This is a genomic window from Variovorax sp. 10N432, assembly GCF_056394465.1.
In genome coordinates this window covers 172032-187806 of record NZ_JBFTHX010000005.1, presented here as the reverse complement: position 1 = coordinate 187806, position 15775 = coordinate 172032, and the positions used below count along the sequence as shown (strand labels likewise).

General features: G+C 68.7%; 18 protein-coding genes. 9 read left to right on the top strand and 9 right to left on the bottom strand.

Going from position 1 to position 15775, the window contains the following annotated elements; translation table 11 throughout:
- Positions 1 to 69 precede the first annotated feature (69 nt).
- From AC1DF3_RS08595 to AC1DF3_RS08580, 4 genes are all read left to right on the top strand, one after another.
- Positions 70 to 954, top strand: a complete 885-nt coding sequence (locus AC1DF3_RS08595; RefSeq protein WP_478139350.1) for a transporter substrate-binding domain-containing protein — start codon at positions 70 to 72, stop codon at positions 952 to 954.
- Between the two features lie 19 nt (positions 955 to 973).
- The gene (locus tag AC1DF3_RS08590; RefSeq protein ID WP_478139349.1) at positions 974 to 1729 is read left to right on the top strand and encodes an aspartate/glutamate racemase family protein; all 756 of its coding nucleotides are present in this window, start codon (positions 974 to 976) and stop codon (positions 1727 to 1729) included.
- A gap of 76 nt (positions 1730 to 1805) precedes the next feature.
- Positions 1806 to 2690 carry a ZIP family metal transporter gene (locus tag AC1DF3_RS08585; RefSeq protein ID WP_478139348.1) on the top strand — a complete coding sequence of 295 codons (885 nt, stop codon included), beginning with the start codon at positions 1806 to 1808 and terminating at the stop codon, positions 2688 to 2690.
- A gap of 116 nt (positions 2691 to 2806) precedes the next feature.
- Positions 2807 to 3040, top strand: a complete 234-nt coding sequence (locus AC1DF3_RS08580) for a hypothetical protein (RefSeq protein WP_286526398.1) — start codon at positions 2807 to 2809, stop codon at positions 3038 to 3040.
- A gap of 30 nt (positions 3041 to 3070) precedes the next feature.
- On the opposite strand, the gene AC1DF3_RS08575 is transcribed toward AC1DF3_RS08580, so the two are convergent.
- Positions 3071 to 3280 (bottom strand): dodecin, encoded by a 210-nt coding sequence (locus AC1DF3_RS08575; protein WP_286369278.1) that lies wholly within the window; start codon positions 3278 to 3280, stop codon positions 3071 to 3073.
- 76 nt (positions 3281 to 3356) lie between these two features.
- Here AC1DF3_RS08575 and AC1DF3_RS08570 point away from each other — a divergent pair, with 76 nt between their 5' ends.
- On the top strand, positions 3357 to 4652 hold the full coding sequence (locus AC1DF3_RS08570; RefSeq protein ID WP_286535505.1) for an alpha/beta hydrolase: 1296 nt from the start codon (positions 3357 to 3359) through the stop codon (positions 4650 to 4652).
- On the opposite strand, the gene AC1DF3_RS08565 is transcribed toward AC1DF3_RS08570, so the two are convergent.
- The 7 genes from AC1DF3_RS08565 to AC1DF3_RS08535 are packed head-to-tail and all read right to left on the bottom strand — an operon-like array spanning position 4649 to position 10760.
- Entirely contained in the window at positions 4649 to 5251 is a 603-nt protein-coding gene (locus AC1DF3_RS08565; protein ID WP_478139347.1) for a DUF3299 domain-containing protein, read from the bottom strand. The genes AC1DF3_RS08570 and AC1DF3_RS08565 overlap by 4 nt on opposite strands.
- A 3-nt stretch (positions 5252 to 5254) precedes the next feature.
- Entirely contained in the window at positions 5255 to 6517 is a 1263-nt protein-coding gene (locus tag AC1DF3_RS08560; RefSeq protein ID WP_301805372.1) for an ABC transporter permease, read from the bottom strand.
- Complete coding sequence (locus AC1DF3_RS08555) at positions 6514 to 7218, bottom strand: ABC transporter ATP-binding protein (protein ID WP_286535510.1); 705 nt, start codon at positions 7216 to 7218, stop codon at positions 6514 to 6516. Before AC1DF3_RS08555 ends, AC1DF3_RS08560 begins: the two co-directional genes overlap by 4 nt.
- 7 nt (positions 7219 to 7225) lie before the next feature.
- Complete coding sequence (locus tag AC1DF3_RS08550; RefSeq protein WP_286535511.1) at positions 7226 to 7771, bottom strand: DUF2796 domain-containing protein; 546 nt, start codon at positions 7769 to 7771, stop codon at positions 7226 to 7228.
- Positions 7768 to 8673, bottom strand: a complete 906-nt coding sequence (locus AC1DF3_RS08545; protein ID WP_286535512.1) for a sulfurtransferase — start codon at positions 8671 to 8673, stop codon at positions 7768 to 7770. The genes AC1DF3_RS08550 and AC1DF3_RS08545 overlap by 4 nt, the downstream gene beginning before the upstream one ends.
- A 12-nt stretch (positions 8674 to 8685) precedes the next feature.
- Positions 8686 to 9618, bottom strand: a complete 933-nt coding sequence (locus AC1DF3_RS08540; RefSeq protein ID WP_286526389.1) for a DMT family transporter — start codon at positions 9616 to 9618, stop codon at positions 8686 to 8688.
- Positions 9618 to 10760 (bottom strand): aromatic ring-hydroxylating oxygenase subunit alpha, encoded by a 1143-nt coding sequence (locus tag AC1DF3_RS08535; protein ID WP_286535513.1) that lies wholly within the window; start codon positions 10758 to 10760, stop codon positions 9618 to 9620. Before AC1DF3_RS08535 ends, AC1DF3_RS08540 begins: the two co-directional genes overlap by 1 nt.
- Before the next feature lie 181 nt (positions 10761 to 10941).
- Between AC1DF3_RS08535 and xseB the strand changes: the two genes are divergently transcribed.
- The 4 genes from xseB to AC1DF3_RS08515 are packed head-to-tail and all read left to right on the top strand — an operon-like array spanning position 10942 to position 14410.
- A complete protein-coding gene (gene xseB, locus AC1DF3_RS08530; protein ID WP_286535514.1) occupies positions 10942 to 11220 on the top strand; it encodes an exodeoxyribonuclease VII small subunit in 279 nt (92 codons plus the stop codon).
- A complete protein-coding gene (locus AC1DF3_RS08525) occupies positions 11217 to 12134 on the top strand; it encodes a polyprenyl synthetase family protein (protein ID WP_478139346.1) in 918 nt (305 codons plus the stop codon). The genes xseB and AC1DF3_RS08525 overlap by 4 nt, the downstream gene beginning before the upstream one ends.
- A 15-nt stretch (positions 12135 to 12149) precedes the next feature.
- Positions 12150 to 13991, top strand: a complete 1842-nt coding sequence (gene dxs / locus AC1DF3_RS08520; protein WP_286535516.1) for a 1-deoxy-D-xylulose-5-phosphate synthase — start codon at positions 12150 to 12152, stop codon at positions 13989 to 13991.
- Between the two features lie 56 nt (positions 13992 to 14047).
- Positions 14048 to 14410 carry a hypothetical protein gene (locus tag AC1DF3_RS08515; RefSeq protein ID WP_478139345.1) on the top strand — a complete coding sequence of 121 codons (363 nt, stop codon included), beginning with the start codon at positions 14048 to 14050 and terminating at the stop codon, positions 14408 to 14410.
- A gap of 141 nt (positions 14411 to 14551) precedes the next feature.
- Here AC1DF3_RS08515 and AC1DF3_RS08510 read toward each other — a convergent pair whose 3' ends face one another.
- Entirely contained in the window at positions 14552 to 15379 is an 828-nt protein-coding gene (locus tag AC1DF3_RS08510; RefSeq protein ID WP_478139344.1) for an alpha/beta hydrolase family protein, read from the bottom strand.
- Between the last annotated feature and the right edge of the window lie 396 nt (positions 15380 to 15775).

Genomic DNA, 15775 nt, shown 5'->3' with positions numbered 1-15775 from the left:
AAAAGGAATTGTGAGCCGCGCAGGAATGATTCCTACACTCGCTTACCTTCAATCAGCCGAAAGGGCTCCATGAAATTCTCCGCATCGATGGCCGCGGTCCTGCTCGCCGCAGCCACCACCGGCGCCCAAGCCGCCGACACCCTGGCCAAGATCGCCGAGAGCGGCAAGATCACCCTGGCCTACCGCGAATCGTCCGTGCCCTTCAGCTACCTCGCAGGCGGCGAGAAGCCGATCGGCTTCTCGGTCGAGCTGTCGAATGCGGTGGTCGACGCGGTCAAGAAGAAGCTCAACAAGCCAAAGCTCGAGGTGGCGCTGATGCCGGTGACCTCGCAGAACCGGATTCCGCTGATCAGCAACGGCACCATCGACCTGGAGTGCGGCTCGACCACCAACAACACGGCGCGTGCCAAGGACGTCAGCTTCGCCATCAACCACTTCTACACCGGCACCCGGCTGCTGGTGAAGAAGTCCTCGAAGATCAAGAACTACGCCGACCTGGCGAAGAAGACCGTGGCCAGCACCACCGGCACCACCAACGCCCTGGTCATGCGCAAGTACAACACCGAGAAGAACCTCGACATGGACCTGGTGCTCGGCAAGGACCACGCCGACGCCTTCCTGCTGGTCGAGAGCGACCGCGCGGTCGCCTTCGCGATGGACGACATCCTGCTGTTCGGCCTGATGGCCAATGCCAAGAGCCCGGCCGACTTCGAGGTCGTCGGCGACGCGCTGCAGGTCGAGCCCTATGCCTGCATGCTGCCCAAGGACGACCCGGCCTTCAAGAAGCTGGTGGACGACACTTTCATCGACCTCATGAAGAGCGGCGAGTTCGAGAAGATGTACGCCAAGTGGTTCCTGCAGCCGATCCCGCCCAAGGGCGTGCCGCTGAACCTGCCGATGAGCCCGCAGCTGCGCGAGAACATCCAGGCGCCGAACGACAAGCCCGCGACCTGAACCCGAGAGGCGGCATCGCATGCTCGCGCCGCAAACGGTCGGCATCCTCGGCGGCATGGGCCCGGCGGCCGGCGCGGACTTCGTGCGCCTGTTCGTCGACGCCTGCGCCCGCCTGCTGCGCGCGCACGGCCAGGTGGTCGGCGACCAGGCCTTTCCGGAGCACTGGCTGGCCCAGGTGCCGGTGCCCGACCGCAGCGGTGCGCTCGAGTCGAGCGAGTCCGGCGCCCACCAGCCGCTCGAGCCGATGCTGCAGGCGCTGGGGCGGCTGGCCGCGCTGGGCAGCCGCGCGGTGGCCATCGCCTGCAACACGGCGCACGCCTGGCACGGGACGCTGCAGGCCCGCTTTCCGCAGGTCGAGGTGCTGCACGTGGCGCGGGAGGTGTCGGCCCACCTGGCGGCGCAGGGCGTGCGCGGCGCCGCGCTGATGGCGACCGAAGGCACCTACCGGGTCGGTCTCTACGCGCAGGCGATGGCCGACGCCGGCATCGCCTGCCACCTGCCGCGGGACGAGGAGCGCCGCCTCCTCATGCGCGGCATCTATGACGGCGTGAAGGCCGGCGACATGGCGCTGGCCCGTTCCTGCTTCAGCCGGGTGGCGCTGCAGCTGGCGCAGCGGCACGGGCAGGTCGCGATCGTCATGGGCTGCACCGAGATCCCGCTCGGGCTGCAGGGGGCGGCCGGGACCGAGGACCTGGCCTTGCTCGACCCGGCGCAGGTGCTGGCGTCGGCGCTGGCGGCGCGCGCCTATCGCGGGGTTCCGGGGCATCCCCCTTGACACGGTTGATAAGATCGAAGCGCCGAAGCCGTCCGATGGGCGGCTTTTGTTTTTGCCTCCCAAGCGCGAAGCCGCCATGAATTTGTTTGCCATCATCGCCGCGACCCTGGTCGCCGGCATCGGAAGTGTCTGGATCGCCGCGCTGCTGCTGCGTGTGGGCGTGCGCAGCGGCTCCGGCGGGGTCAATCCGCAGCACCTGCTGAGCCTGGCCGCGGGCGCCTTGCTCGCGACCGCCTTCATGCATCTGCTGCCCGAGGCCTTCGAGAGCCGGATCGAACCCGGCGTGCTGTTCGGCGTGCTGCTGTTCGGGCTGGTCTTCTTTTTCCTGCTCGACAAGGCGGAGCTGTGGCACCACGGCCACGAGCATCACCAGGGCCATGACCACGGCCACGGCCACGGCCACGCCCATGCGCATGCCCATGCGCACGGCCACGACCATGCGCCGCGCGGCGGCGGCGGCTGGGCCGTGCTCACCGGCGACAGCGTGCATTGCTTCGGCGACGGCATCCTGATCGCCTCGGCCTTCATTGCCGACCTGCGGCTGGGCATGGTGGCGGCGATCGCGGTGCTGGCGCACGAGGTGCCGCACCATATCGGCGACCTGGTGGTGCTGCGCCAGAGTTCAGCCAACCCGCGGGCGGCGTTGGTCAAGGTCTCGCTGGCCGGCACCATGACGGCGCTCGGCGGCGTGGTCGGCTGGTGGCTGGTCGACCGGCTGCACGGCTGGCTGCCGTATTTCCTGGTGCTGGCGGCCAGCAGCTTCGTGTACGTGGCCCTGGCCGACCTGATCCCGCAGCTGCAGAAACGCCTTCCCGCGCGCCAGACCGCCTTGCAGATCGTCTGGCTGGTGGCAGGCATCGTGCTGGTCACGCTGGTGAGCCGCCTGGCGCATGGCGACCACGACCATGCCCACGAGGGGGCAGGCCATGACGCCGCCCACGAAGCGGCCCACACGCATTGAATGGACACCCGCGGCGCTTTCTGACAAGCTTCTTGTCCCTTCGCCGATGAGGTGGATTCGGCTGGGGCGCGCCTACTGGAGCGCATCATGCAAAGCAGCAATCTAGGAGTCCGATCATGACCAGCGCCGACCCCCCTCTGCGGTCCGGAGAAGCCGCAGACGAACCCGAGATCGACGACACCGATGACGTCTTGCCCGAGGACGAAGAGGAATTCGATTCGGACGAAACCGGCGCCACCGACGAGCTGTCGGAAGAAACCGGCATCGACCTCACCGACGCCAGCGAACTCGACGCCGACAACGTGCCGGCCGACGAGGAATTCGACCGGGTGATCCAGGCACCGGATTGATTTCGCCCCGCTTCGGGGCGAGTCGGAGGCTCAGTCCTCGAGGGTAAAGCCCACCTTCAACGTCACCTGCCAGTGGCCGACCTTGCCGTCGACCACGTGGCCGCGGGTCTCGGTGACCTGGAACCACTGGATGTTGCGCACCGATTCGCTGGCCTTCGCGATCGCGCGGCGCACTGCATCGTCGCTGCTGGTCGGGGACGAGCCGGTGAGTTCCAGAAGCTTGTAGACGTGATCGGACATGGTGGTCTCCTTTTTTCGGGACCGCCATGGTGGCACGTTCGCAGCCGTCTGTGGGGGCTCCCTATACTTCCGGCGCATGCACCCCTCTCAAGTCGGAATCCGCCGGGCCGCTCGCCTTGTCCTCTCGTTGCTGGCCGCGGTGCTGCTGGCCGGCTGCTACGCCCCGGTGCGGCTGATGCCCACCCCGGTGAGCTTCAGCAACGGTGACATCGACCCCTTCGAGAACATCGGCGAGAAGCTCAAGACCACCGACGTGCCGGTGTTCTATGCCACCAACCGGCTGGCCCTGATCGAGCATCCCGATCCGGTCCACACCATCGTGCCGACCGACGACCTGCGCATGGGCGTGGCGCATGTGCGGGTCGGCGACGAGTCGCTCGACTGGGAGACGCTGCATCGGCTGTCGACCAGCGCCGACCCAGACGAGCGCCCGATCGTCCACCTCGAGCGGCTCGAGCAGAAGGCGGTGCTGCGCTCGAACGAGGACGTGAAGAATTCGCCCGAGGCCCAGGCCTTCTTCGCGATGATCAACAAGGCGCTGGCCGCCAGTCCCAACAGCGAGCTGCTGATCTACGTGCATGGCTCCAACAACACGGTCCCCCGTGCGGCCGCCCAGGCGGCGCAGTTTCGCCATTTCACCGGACGGCGGATGGTGGTGCTGGTCTTCATGTGGCCTTCTGCGGGATCGATCCTGCGCTACCTGACCGACGTCAACAATGCGGCCAGCACGGTCGAGCCCTTCGCGCGGATGGTCGAGCTGCTGGGCGAGAACACCACGGCGTCGAAGATCGACGTGCTGGCCTACAGCGCCGGCGCGCAGGTGCTGAGCCCGGCACTGGTGCAGCTGGGCACGCCGCGGCCCGGCGAGACGCGGGCCCAGCTGCAGCAGCGCCTGCGGCTCGGGCAGATCTACTTCGCGGCGCCGGACATCGACACCCGCCGCTTCGTCAACGAGCTGACCGGCTACATCGACATCATCGAGCGCGTGAGCATTGCCGCCAACCTCAACGACTCGGTGCTGCGCTTCGCCGCCATCGTCGGCCGCGCCTCGCGCGCGGGCCGACCCGACGTGACCGAACTCGACGAGGAGCAGACCCGCTTCCTGGTCGACGCATCGCGCAAGCTGCGCTTCGACCTGATCCGCGTCGACCCGAACGACATCCCCAACCTGCCCGAGAGTTCGCACGCCTTCTGGTACGACGACCCCTGGGTCAGCGGCGACATGGTGGCGCAGTTCCTGTTGAATGCGCCGCCGCCGCGGCGCGGGCTCGACGAGCAGCAGAGCCCCGAGGGCGCGCGCTACTGGCGCTTCCCGGCCGATTTCTACGACCGCATCTACCAGTTGTTCCGGCCTAGGGCGGCGGGTGGTTAGGGCTTCGGGCTGCCGCTGTACTTGGTGACGCTGTCGGCGGCGATCTGGTAGCCGCTCACGCCCATCATCGAGTCGATGCGCACGGTCTGCAGCTTGCCGCTGACCCAGACCGTGTCCATGGCGCGGAACTTCGCACCCTGCTTCGGGCGCACGTGGAGGATCTGGTTGGCCGGCGGCGGCGGCGTGTGGATGCAGGCGCCGAAGTAGGGCACCAGCAGGAACTCGGTGACCTCGCCCTTGTTCTCCTCGAGCGGAACGATGAAGCCCGGGATCTTGACCTCGACCCCGTTGAGCGCCGGGTTGGTCGGTGCATTGTTCGACACCTCCTGCAGCTTCATGAGCAGCTCGTTGGCGCGCGGGTCGCTGTCATCGAGCTTGCTCAGGTCGATGCCCTTGAGCTCCTTGCCCGGGTCCCAGTCCTTGGGCACCAGCTCTTCCCAGGTGATGACGCGCGGCTGGCCCGGCACGGCCTTGGTGTCGGCGACCTTGCCGCCGAGCGGCTGGGTCGGCGAGGTGGCCTGCGGCGCGGGGCCGGCGGCGAGGGCGCTGCCGGCGATGGTGAACGAAAGCAGCGACAGAAGAAGAGGGCGCAAGTTCATGTGTCAGATCCTGGGTGAGAGTCCATCGGCAAGCGACAGCCTGTAGGCACGAATGCCCGGCAGCAAACTGGCGAGCCAGCCGGCCGCCAGCACGCTCGCGAGCAGCAGCCATTCGTTGGGGGTGGGTTCGGTCAGCCGCAGTGCGAGACCGAAATGGGACTGCAGCCAGGGCGACAGGCAGGCGACGCCGAGCACCGTCGCCACGACGCCGAGCAGCACGCCCAGCAGCGTCACCAGGGCGCCTTCGAGCGCCAGCAGCGCCAGCACGTGGCGCAGGCTGGCGCCGACCGCGCGCAGCACGGCGAGTTCACGGCGCCGTTCGTTCAGGCCGGCCATCACCACCGACACCAGCCCGGCCAGGCTCACCAGCGCGACCAGTGCCGACATCAGCAGCAGCGCGTTCTCGCCGACGCCGACCACGCGCCAGAGTTCGTCGAGTGCCACGCCCGGCAGGATCGCCATCAGCGGCTCGCCGCCATAGGTCGAGACCCAGCGCTGGACCGCGAACACGGCGGCCCGGTTCTTCAGGCCGACCAGCACCGCCGTCACGGTCTTGGGCGTGAGGTCGAACTTGCGCACCTGCTCGGCCGGGATCTTGAGGCCCGGCATCGGCGCGCCGCCGACCCATTCGAGGTGGATCGCCTCCATCGCCTCGAGCCCGATGTGGACCGTGCGGTCGACCGGCGTGCCGGTGCGCGCGAGCACGCCCACCACGGTGAAGGGCTTGTCGGCATGGTCGGAGACGTCGAGCTCGCCGCTGCCGTGCGCCAGCGTGATCTGCTGGCCGACGCGATAGCCGAGCGAATCCGCCACCTCGGCGCCGACCACGGCGTCGAACAGCTCGGCGAAAGGCTTGCCTTCGCGCAGCCGCAGCGGCTGCCGGTTGCCGTAGCGGAAGCGCTCGAAATAGGCCGGCGTGGTGGCCAGCACCGAGAAGCCGCGATGGGAGTCGCCGAGCGACACCGGCACCACCCAGGCGACGCCCGGGTGGGCGGCCAGCGCCTGCACGCTCTTCCATTGCAGGTTGTTGGTGGCGGCGCCGATGCGGAACACCGAATACAGCAGCAGCTGGGTCGAGCCGGTGCGTGCGCCGACGATCAGGTCGGTGCCCGACACGGAGGACGAGAAGTTCTCGCGAAGCTCGGTGCGGATGCGTTCGACGCCGAGCAGCAGGAAGGTCGACAGCGCGATCGACAGCACCGTGAGCGCGAGCGTGAAGCGCCGGTTCCAGGCACTGCGCCAGGCGATGCCGAACAGCGCCGTCATGCCGCCACCCCCGAGGCGGCGCGGTTGATCTCGGGCAGCAGCACGTGGCGCGAGAAGCGCGCGGCGATGCGCTGGTCGTGGCTCACGAAGACCAGCGCGCTGCGATGGGCCGCGCAGGCCGCCAGCAGCACGTCGAGGAAGGCCTCGCGGCGGTCCTCGTCGAGCGCCGAGGTGGGCTCGTCGGCGATCACGACCTCGGGATGGCCGATCAAGGCCCGGGCGGCCGCCACGCGCTGCTGCTGGCCGACCGACAGCTGCATCGCCTGGCGCTGCCAGAGGCTGCTGTCCAGGCCCATGCGGGCCAGCAGTTCGCGGGCCTGCGCCTGTGCCGAGCCGTCCTGCGAGGCCTGCGCCATGCGGCGGCCCGAGAAGCGGCAGGGCAGCAGCACGTTGTCGAGCACGCTGAGGTAAGGCAGCAGGTTGAACTGCTGGAAGATGTAGCCCACGTGCGCGACCCGGGCCCGGTCGCGCGCGGCGCCGGAGAGCGCGGCCCAGTCGTGGCCCAGCAGGCGGACCTGGCCGGCGTCGGCGATCAGCACGCCGGCCAGCAGCGACAGCAGCGTGCTCTTGCCGCAGCCGCTCGGCCCGTGCAGGAACACGGCCTCGCCGGCATCGACCTCGAAGCGCTCGATGTCGATGCAGGGGCGGTCGGCGCCTGGCCAGGCGAAGCGCAGCGCGGCGGCCGAAAGGACAAGGCTCACGGTCAGGCTACTTGGCCCAGGCCAGCCGGGTCGCGGGCCGCTTCAGCGTGCGCTTGAACTGGCCCTGCGGCGCGGCGATCTGGGCCTCGATCTGGCGCGGCCCCTTGAAGGCATTGAACAGCTCGACATCGATGAACTTGGCGGCCGTCGCGTTGGTGCAGTTGAATGCGAAGCTGCCGTCCAGGTCGGCGTGGCCTTCAGCGGCGCCTTCTTCGCCCTTGCCCAGCCCCAGCGTGGCCGAGCGCAGCGTCACCGGGCCGAGTTTGCAGTTCGCGGCCGGATCGATCTTGAACAGGTCGGCGCCGGCGCGCAGCTGCGCGATCGCGTCCTCGACGGTCTTCTTCTCGGCGTCGGTGCGCGGTGCGCGCTCGAAGCCGACGAAGTTGTCGAGCGGGGATTCCATCGCGATCACGATGGTCGGGCCGTCGACCACGACGTCGAGCCTGATCTGGCCATGGACGTGGGCGGCCTGTGCCTGGGCCGACGCGGCCAGGGGAGCGGCCAGGAGAGCGGTGATCGCGAAGGTGACGAACGGTCGTCGGAACAGGGTCATGCTTGGGCGCCTTGCCGGGTCGGCAGCCCCGGCGTGTTGCTCCATTCGCTCCAGCTGCCGGCATAGAGCGCGGTCGGCCCGAGGCCCGCGATCTGCATGGCGAGCAGGTTGGGCACGGCGCTCACGCCGCTGCCGCATTGGTGGACGACCGTCGCGGGATCCCGGCCCGCCAGCAAATCCTCGAACTCGGTGCGCAACTGCGCGGCCGGCTTGAACTTTCCGTCGGGACCGAGGTTCTCGGTGAAGGGCCGGTTCAGGGCCCCCGGGATGTGACCCGCGATCGGGTCCAGAGGTTCCACCTCGCCGCGATATCTTGCGGCGGCGCGAGCGTCGATCAGCGTCTGGTCAGGCTGCTCGAGCCGGGCCGCGACCGTTCGCGTGTCGACCAGCTTCAGCAGCGGCGCGCCGGCGACGAAGTTCGACTGGAAATGCGTCGGCTCCTCGCGGCTCGTGACCTCGCCGCCCGCGGCCTGCCAGGCCTGCAGGCCGCCGTCGAGCACGGCCGCGGCCTCGTGGCCCATCCACTTGAGCATCCACCAGAGCCGGCCGCAATAGTTGGCGCCATTGCGGTCGTACACCACCGCCTGCATGCCGTTGGCGAAACCGACGCTCGACAGCCAGGCCGCGAAGCGCTCGCGGCTGGGCAGCGGGTGGCGCCCGCCCGAGGCCGGCGGGCCATCGTCCTGCGCCACCACCACGCCGTGGGCGCCCGGCGCGCCATGCTTGGCGCTCAGGTCGGTGTCGATGTTGGCGTACACCGCGCCCGGGATGTGGGCCGCGCGGTACAGCTGCGGGCCGGCGTCGGGCTTCATCAGCTCGAAGCTGCAGTCGAACACCATCGATGCGGTGCCGCTTGCCAGCAGGGTCTTCAGCTGCTCGGCGGAAATCAAGGTCGTGTACATGGAAGCTCCCCTTCAGTGTTCCTCGGCGGGCGCCTTGGGCAGCGAGCGCTGGCGCAGCACGGTGGCGGCGATTCCGCTGCAGACGATCAGTGCCATGCCGGCCCAGCCCGAGGCGTCGATCCGGTCGCCGAACAGCAGCACACTGTAGATCGCCGCAAAGACGATGCCGGAATACTGGAGATTGGCGACCAGCAGGGTACCGCTTTCAGTCTTGGCGCTGGCGTAGGCGCGTGTCATGCAGAGCTGGCCCAGCGCCGCCAGCACGCCCACCGGCAGCAGCCACAGCGCGTGGCCCCAGGTCCATTCGGCCCACGGCGTGGCCCCGCCCAGCAGGGTGCCGAGGCCGCCCGCGACGGCAGAGCCGACCGCGAAATAGAACACCGTGCGCGCCTCGGGCTCGCCGAGCCGTGACAGCGCGACGACCTGCATGTAGGCGAAGGCAGCCGTGAGGCCGGACAGCAGGCCCATCAGTCCGGCGAAGCCCTGGTTGTCGCCGACCGTCGGCTTGAGCATCAGCACCACGCCGCCGAAGCCGGCCAGCACGGTCAGCACCAGCGGGCCCTGCAGGGGCGGCCGCGCAATGTTGCCGTCGCGGCCCGGCACCGGCACCCAGGCGAGCAGGGCGCCGCCGACCAGGAAGGCGGCGATCCAGACGCTGCTCATGTAGTTGAGCGTCATCGCGGTGGCCAACGGCATGTGGGCGATGGCGAAGAACCAGGCGCCCAGCGAGACCACGCCGATCAGGCTGCGCCAGGCATGCATGCCGGGATAGCGCGTGCCCAGCGTGACGCCGCGGCTGCGTGCCAGCACCCACAGGAAGACGATGCCGATCAGGCCGCGGTAGAACACCAGTTCGGCGCTGGAGAACCAGGCCGAGGCGAACTTCACGCACACGCCCATGGTGGCGAAGATCAGTGCGCCCAGCACCATCCAGAGCGCCTGCATCAGGAGGGGCTGCGCATCTCGCGGCGGTACCACTCGTGGAACTGCTGCATGCCGTCTTCCATCGGGCTCTGGTAGGGGCCGCTCTCGTCGTCGCCGCGCAGCATCAGGGCGCGGCGGCCGGCGTCCATGCGCTCGGCGATCTCGTCGTCTTCGACGCAGGTCTCCATGTAGGCGGCCTGCTGGGCCTCGACGAATTCGCGCTCGAAGGCGACGATCTCTTCCGGGTAGAAGAACTCGACCATGTTGAGCGTCTTCTGGGGCCCGATCGGATGCAGCGTCGACACCGTGAGCACGTGCGGATACCACTCGACCATCACGTGCGGGTAGTAGCTGAGCCAGATCGCGCCGTAGCGGGGTGGGTTGCCGTTGCGGTACTTGAGCAGCTGCTCTTGCCAGCGCTGGTAGACCGGGCTGCCCGCGCGCCCGAGCCGGTTGGCCACGCCCACCGTCTGGACCGAGAAATGATGGCCGAACTCCCAGCGCAGGTCGTCGCAGGTGACGAAGCTGCCGAGGCCGGGGTGGAACGGGCCGACGTGGTAGTCCTCGAGGTAGACCTCGATGAAGGTCTTCCAGTTGTAGTTGCACTCGTGCAGTTCGACACGGTCGAAGGCGTAGCCCTCGAAGTCGAGGTCCAGCCGCGGGCCGAGCCGGGACAGGTCGGCGCCGATGTCGCGGCCGCGACCGTTGGCGCTCTGCTCGAACAGCAGCCCGTTCCATTCGGTCAGCGGGTAGTTGTGCAGGTTGAGGCAGGGGTCCTGCTCGAAGTGCGGGGCGCCGATCAGGGTGCCGGTGGTGCGGGCGTCGGCGGCGGCGTAGGTCCAGCGGTGCAGCGGGCAGACGATGTTGCCGCCGGCCTGGGCATCGAGTTGGCCGCGGCCCTGCAGGATCAGCGCCTGGCGATGGCGGCAGACGTTGGAGATCAGCTCCACCCCCTTCGGCGTGTGCACCAGCGCGCGGCCTTGCTGTTCCTGGGGCAAGGTATGGAAGTTGCCCGGTTCGGGAACCGTGAGACGGTGGCCGACATAGCGCGGCCCGTCGGCGAAGAGCGTTTGCAGCTCGCGGGCGTAGAGCGCCTCGTCGAAGTACGCGGAAACCGGAAGTTGGCTCGAGGCCTGCTGCAGTTGAAGACTTAAATCAGACATGGGTGACCTGACCAAGCTCCCCACAGGGAGAGAGAAATAAAAACGGAAGGCTGCCGTCGAAGGTGTGGACGGCCCGAAGGAGTGCGCCGGCAGCGCCGGCTTTTGGGAGAGGGCGATTGTACCCTCGGCGCCGCATTCCTGCCCCCGCCCTAAAATGGCGCGTTTCACGCCAAACCCCTGAATGCCCAAGGTGCCTCCCTCTCCCATGCCCGCCGATGCGTCCGCCGTGGCCAGCTCGCCCGACACCGGTCCCTTGCCCGCGAGCTACGAAGCCGGGCTCCAGGAACTCGAACAACTCGTGACCGAACTCGAATCCGGCCAGTTGCCGCTCGACAAGCTGCTCGGCAGCTACCAGCGCGGCGCCGCGCTGCTCGCCTTCTGCCGCGACCGCCTGCAGGCGGTCGAAGACCAGATCAAGGTGCTCGACGCGGGCAGCCTCAAGGTCTGGGCCGGCGAATGAAGGGCGTGGACACCTCGCGCTGGGATGCGGCGCAGCTGGCCGCCTGGAGCGACCCCCACCTGGCGCGGGTCGAGTCGGCGCTGTCGCGATGGGTGGGCGTCGATGCCCCGGTCCGGCTCGGCGATGCCATGCGCTATGCGGTCCTCGACGGCGGCAAGCGGCTGCGGCCCCTGCTGGTGTTTGCGGCCAGCGAAGCGGTCGGAGGCCAGCCGGCCGCGGCCCTGCGCGCTGCCTGCGCGGTCGAATTGATCCACGCCTACTCGCTGGTGCACGACGACCTGCCGTGCATGGACAACGACGTGTTGCGCCGCGGCAAGCCGACGGTCCACGTGGCGTTCGGCGAAGCCGGCGCCCTGCTGGCGGGCGACGCCCTGCAGGCGCTGGCCTTCGAATTGCTCACGCCCGCCGGCGACGAAGTGGCAGCGGAGGTCCAGGCCCAGCTCTGCCGCCTGCTCGCCACGGCGGCCGGCAGCCAGGGCATGGCTGGTGGCCAGGCGATCGACCTGGCCAGTGTCGGCCTGGCGCTCGACGAGGCCCAGCTGCGCGAAATGCACCGGCTCAAGACCGGCGCGCTGCTGCAGGGCAGCGTCGAGATGGGCGCGGCCTGCGGCGACCGGCAGCCGCCCCCGGTGCTCGCCGCCCTGCGCGACTACGGCGCCGCCGTGGGTCTTGCGTTCCAGGTGGTGGACGACATCCTCGACGTCGTCGCCGATTCCGAGACGCTCGGCAAGACCGCCGGCAAGGACGCCGCCAGCGACAAGCCCACCTACGTGTCGCTGCTCGGCCTGGACGGCGCCCGCGCGCAGGCCCGCGAACTGCTGGCCCGGTCGCTCGCCGCGCTCGATCGCAGCACCCTGGCCGACACCGCCGCGCTGCGGGCGCTGGCCCGCATGATCGTGGACCGCGATCGATAACAACAACACATCCCCATGGCTCCGCTGCTCCCCACCATCCACGATCCCTCCGTGCTGCGCCGGTTCGACCGCGTGCAGCTCAAGCAACTGGCCGACGAGGTGCGCACCTGCGTGCTCGACAACGTGTCGCGCACCGGGGGCCACCTGAGCTCGAACCTCGGCACGGTCGAGCTCACGGTCGCGCTGCACCATGTCTTCAACACGCCGCACGACCGGCTGGTGTGGGACGTGGGCCACCAGACCTATCCGCACAAGATCCTGACCGGCCGGCGCGAGCGCATGCCGACCCTGCGCCAGCTCGGCGGCATCTCGGGCTTCCCGCAGCGCAGCGAGAGCGAGTACGACACCTTCGGCACGGCCCATTCGTCGACCAGCATCTCGGCTGCGCTCGGCATGGCGATGGCGGCCAAGCAGAAGGGCGAGGACCGGCATTCGGTGGCGATCATCGGCGACGGCGCGCTGACGGCCGGCATGGCCTTCGAGGCGCTCAACAACGCCGGCGTCTGCGACTGCAAGCTGCTGGTGATCCTGAACGACAACGACATGTCGATCAGCCCGCCGGTGGGCGCGCTCAACCGCTACCTGGCGCAGCTGATGAGCGGCAACTTCTATGCCGCCGCCAAGAACGTCGGCAAGAGCGTGCTGCGCGCGGCGCCGCCGCTGTTCGAGCTGGCCAAGCGCTTCGAGCAGCATGCCAAGGGCATGGTGGTGCCGGCCACGCTGTTCGAGCAGTTCGGCTTCAACTACGTCGGCCCGATCGACGGCCACGACCTCGATTCGCTGATCCCGACGCTCGAGAATCTCAAGCATCTCGACGGCCCGCAGTTCCTGCATGTGGTCACCAAGAAGGGCCAGGGCTACAAGCTGGCCGAGGCCGACCCGGTGGCCTACCACGGGCCGTCCAAGTTCGACCCCGCGGTCGGGCTGGTCAAGCCCGCGACGGCGCCGAAGCAGACTTTCACGCAGGTCTTCGGCCACTGGCTGTGCGACATGGCGGCGCAGGACGGCCGCCTGGTCGGCATCACGCCGGCGATGCGCGAGGGCTCGGGGCTGGTCGAGTTCGAGCAGCGCTTTCCGGGCCGCTACTACGACGTCGGCATCGCCGAGCAGCATGCGGTCACCTTCGCGGCCGGACTGGCCTGCGAAGGCCTGAAGCCGGTGGTGGCGATCTACTCGACCTTCCTGCAGCGCGCCTACGACCAGCTGATCCACGACGTCGCGATCCAGAACCTGCCGGTGGTGTTCGCGCTCGACCGCGCGGGGCTGGTGGGTGCCGACGGCGCGACCCACGCGGGTGCCTACGACATCCCGTTCCTGCGCTGCATTCCGAACATGAGCGTGGCCTGCCCGGCCGACGAGGCCGAATGCCGGCAGCTGCTGAGCAGTGCCTTTGAACAGGACCACCCGGTGGCGGTGCGCTACCCGCGCGGCGCCGGTGCCGGCGTCACGCCGCCGCTGACGCTCGAGGCACTCCCCTTCGGCAAGGGTGAGCTGCGGCGCGAGGGCCGCCGCATCGCGATCCTGGCCTTCGGCACCTTGCTGTATCCGGCGCTCACGGCCGCCGAGGCGCTCGACGCCACGGTGGTCAACATGCGCTGGGCCAAGCCGCTCGACGTCGAGCTGTTGCTGAAGGTCGCCGGCACGCACGATGCCATCGTCACCCTCGAAGAGGGCGCGATCATGGGCGGCGCGGGCAGCGCGGTGCTCGAAGCGCTGCAGGCAGCGGGCGTACAGAAGCCGGTGCTGCAGCTGGGCTTGCCGGACCGCTTCATCGAGCATGGCGATCCGGCCAAGCTGCTGGCGGGCATCGGTCTCGACGCGGCCGGGATCGAGCAGTCGATCCGGGCCCGGTTCTAGCCGTCACTGACCGGGCGGCCGGTTGGCCGGGGCGCCGCAACCCGTACACTGGCGCGATGGACAGGATCTTCGAGCAGGTCGCGCGCTCCATGCAGCCGGTCGTCGAGCTGCGCCAGGATGCCGCCACGCACACCTATGCCTACGGCGTGCGCGCGCCGCGGGCGGGCGGCGTTGTGCCGCCCATGTCTTTCAACGAAAGCGGCTTCGCCAGCCTGGCGGCCTGCCTGCTGCATGTCGCCCGGGGACTGGGCGGCAACTTTCCGTGCATCTATGTGCGCCTGGAAGGCCAATGCGTCGGGGAACGCGCCATCGCTGAGCTGTGGTGCGAGCCGGAGCGCGTCGCCAGCGAACTGGAGGCTGCCTACCGCGCAGCGCAGCCGCAGGGTGCGGCTTCGGCGGCCGAAACGCTGCCTGGTTAGGTTCTAGCTGGACGTTGAGCTGCTGCTGAATTTGCTCGCACCCACGATGTCATCGTCACGCTCGAGGAGGGCGCGATCATGGAGGGAGCGGGTAATGCGGTGCTCGAAGCGTTGCAGGCCACAGGCCTGCAGAAGCCGGCGCTATCGCGGAGCCTCCCAGTCGATCGATGACAGAAAGGTCTGTATCAGCCCGTGCGCTCGTGCCAAAGCGGCCAAATGGGCCTCGGATTCCGAGCCCTCAAAGCCCAGCGAAAGAAAAACCTCATGTCCACCGGGCACGGTGAAATAGTCGGCCCTTGTTTTGAGTTGAGCATGGACGTAACGTGCATCGTTTGGGTAGGTGAGCACGGTGTCATCGCTGCCCTGCAGCAACAGCGTTGGCAACCGTAGGCGCTTGAGACCCTGTGCGGTAAACAAGGCGTCGCCCACCGGTGCCATCGCCACCACGGCAGCAGCCCGGACCGCCGGGACAGGCCGCAACTGCTCTTGCATGTGGCTCAGCTTTCGCTGGCCGTGGATCCGTCCGGGTGCCACAACGTCATGGTCCAGGCACATCACATCGCCGTGCGGATGGTCCAGGCAGTATTGATCAAGTGCGAGCGACGAAGGCTGAGCTCCCCCTGCGACGAGCGCCGTGTAGGCCCCGGCGGAGAAGCCCATGGCAACGACGCGGCGCGTGTCGACCGAGCGTGCCAACTCGGAGGCAAGCACGGCGTCCAATGCGGCATCCCATTCCCGAGGTCGGTTGGCCCAGACCTTGAGGGTCGAACTGCCTTGCAGATCCTGCGCGTTGTCCAGTGCATGCACTGGCGTCGCCACGACGTAGCCGTGCTTGGCCAGGAACTGCGCTGTTCTCCAGTGGCTCAAATGCGATCCGCCGGAACCGTGCGACAAGATGACGAGCGGATGAAGGCCATCCCGCGGGCGGCCGTCCGGGACGGCGCGAAGCTGCAAGTGACGAATGACCACGGACGTTTCCTGCGCGTCCGTCGGATACCAAAGCATCAATGGGAGTGGGCGGGTCGAGAGTGGGCTCTCATAGTTCAGTTGTTTGATGGCAACCGAAAAAGCTGGGTCCGATCGTTCTGGGTTCGCGGCCCTTGCGGGTGAGGCGGCGACGGCCTCTGCATGGACGGGTGGTGGCGGAACACACCACAAGGAGCAGGCAAATATCAAGGTCAGAAGCCCATGGCGGCGCTGATGCAAGGCGTTCCCGGTGCCTCGGAGTGCGCGCAGTGGCAGGGATCCGCGCCTCAACATCCGGCCGCGGCGCAGGGGTGACCTTGCGCCAACTCCAAACCATGCCGGCGGACGAACCAAGTCAACACTCGAATCAGTGGCCATGATCCCCTCCCAGGGTGTCGA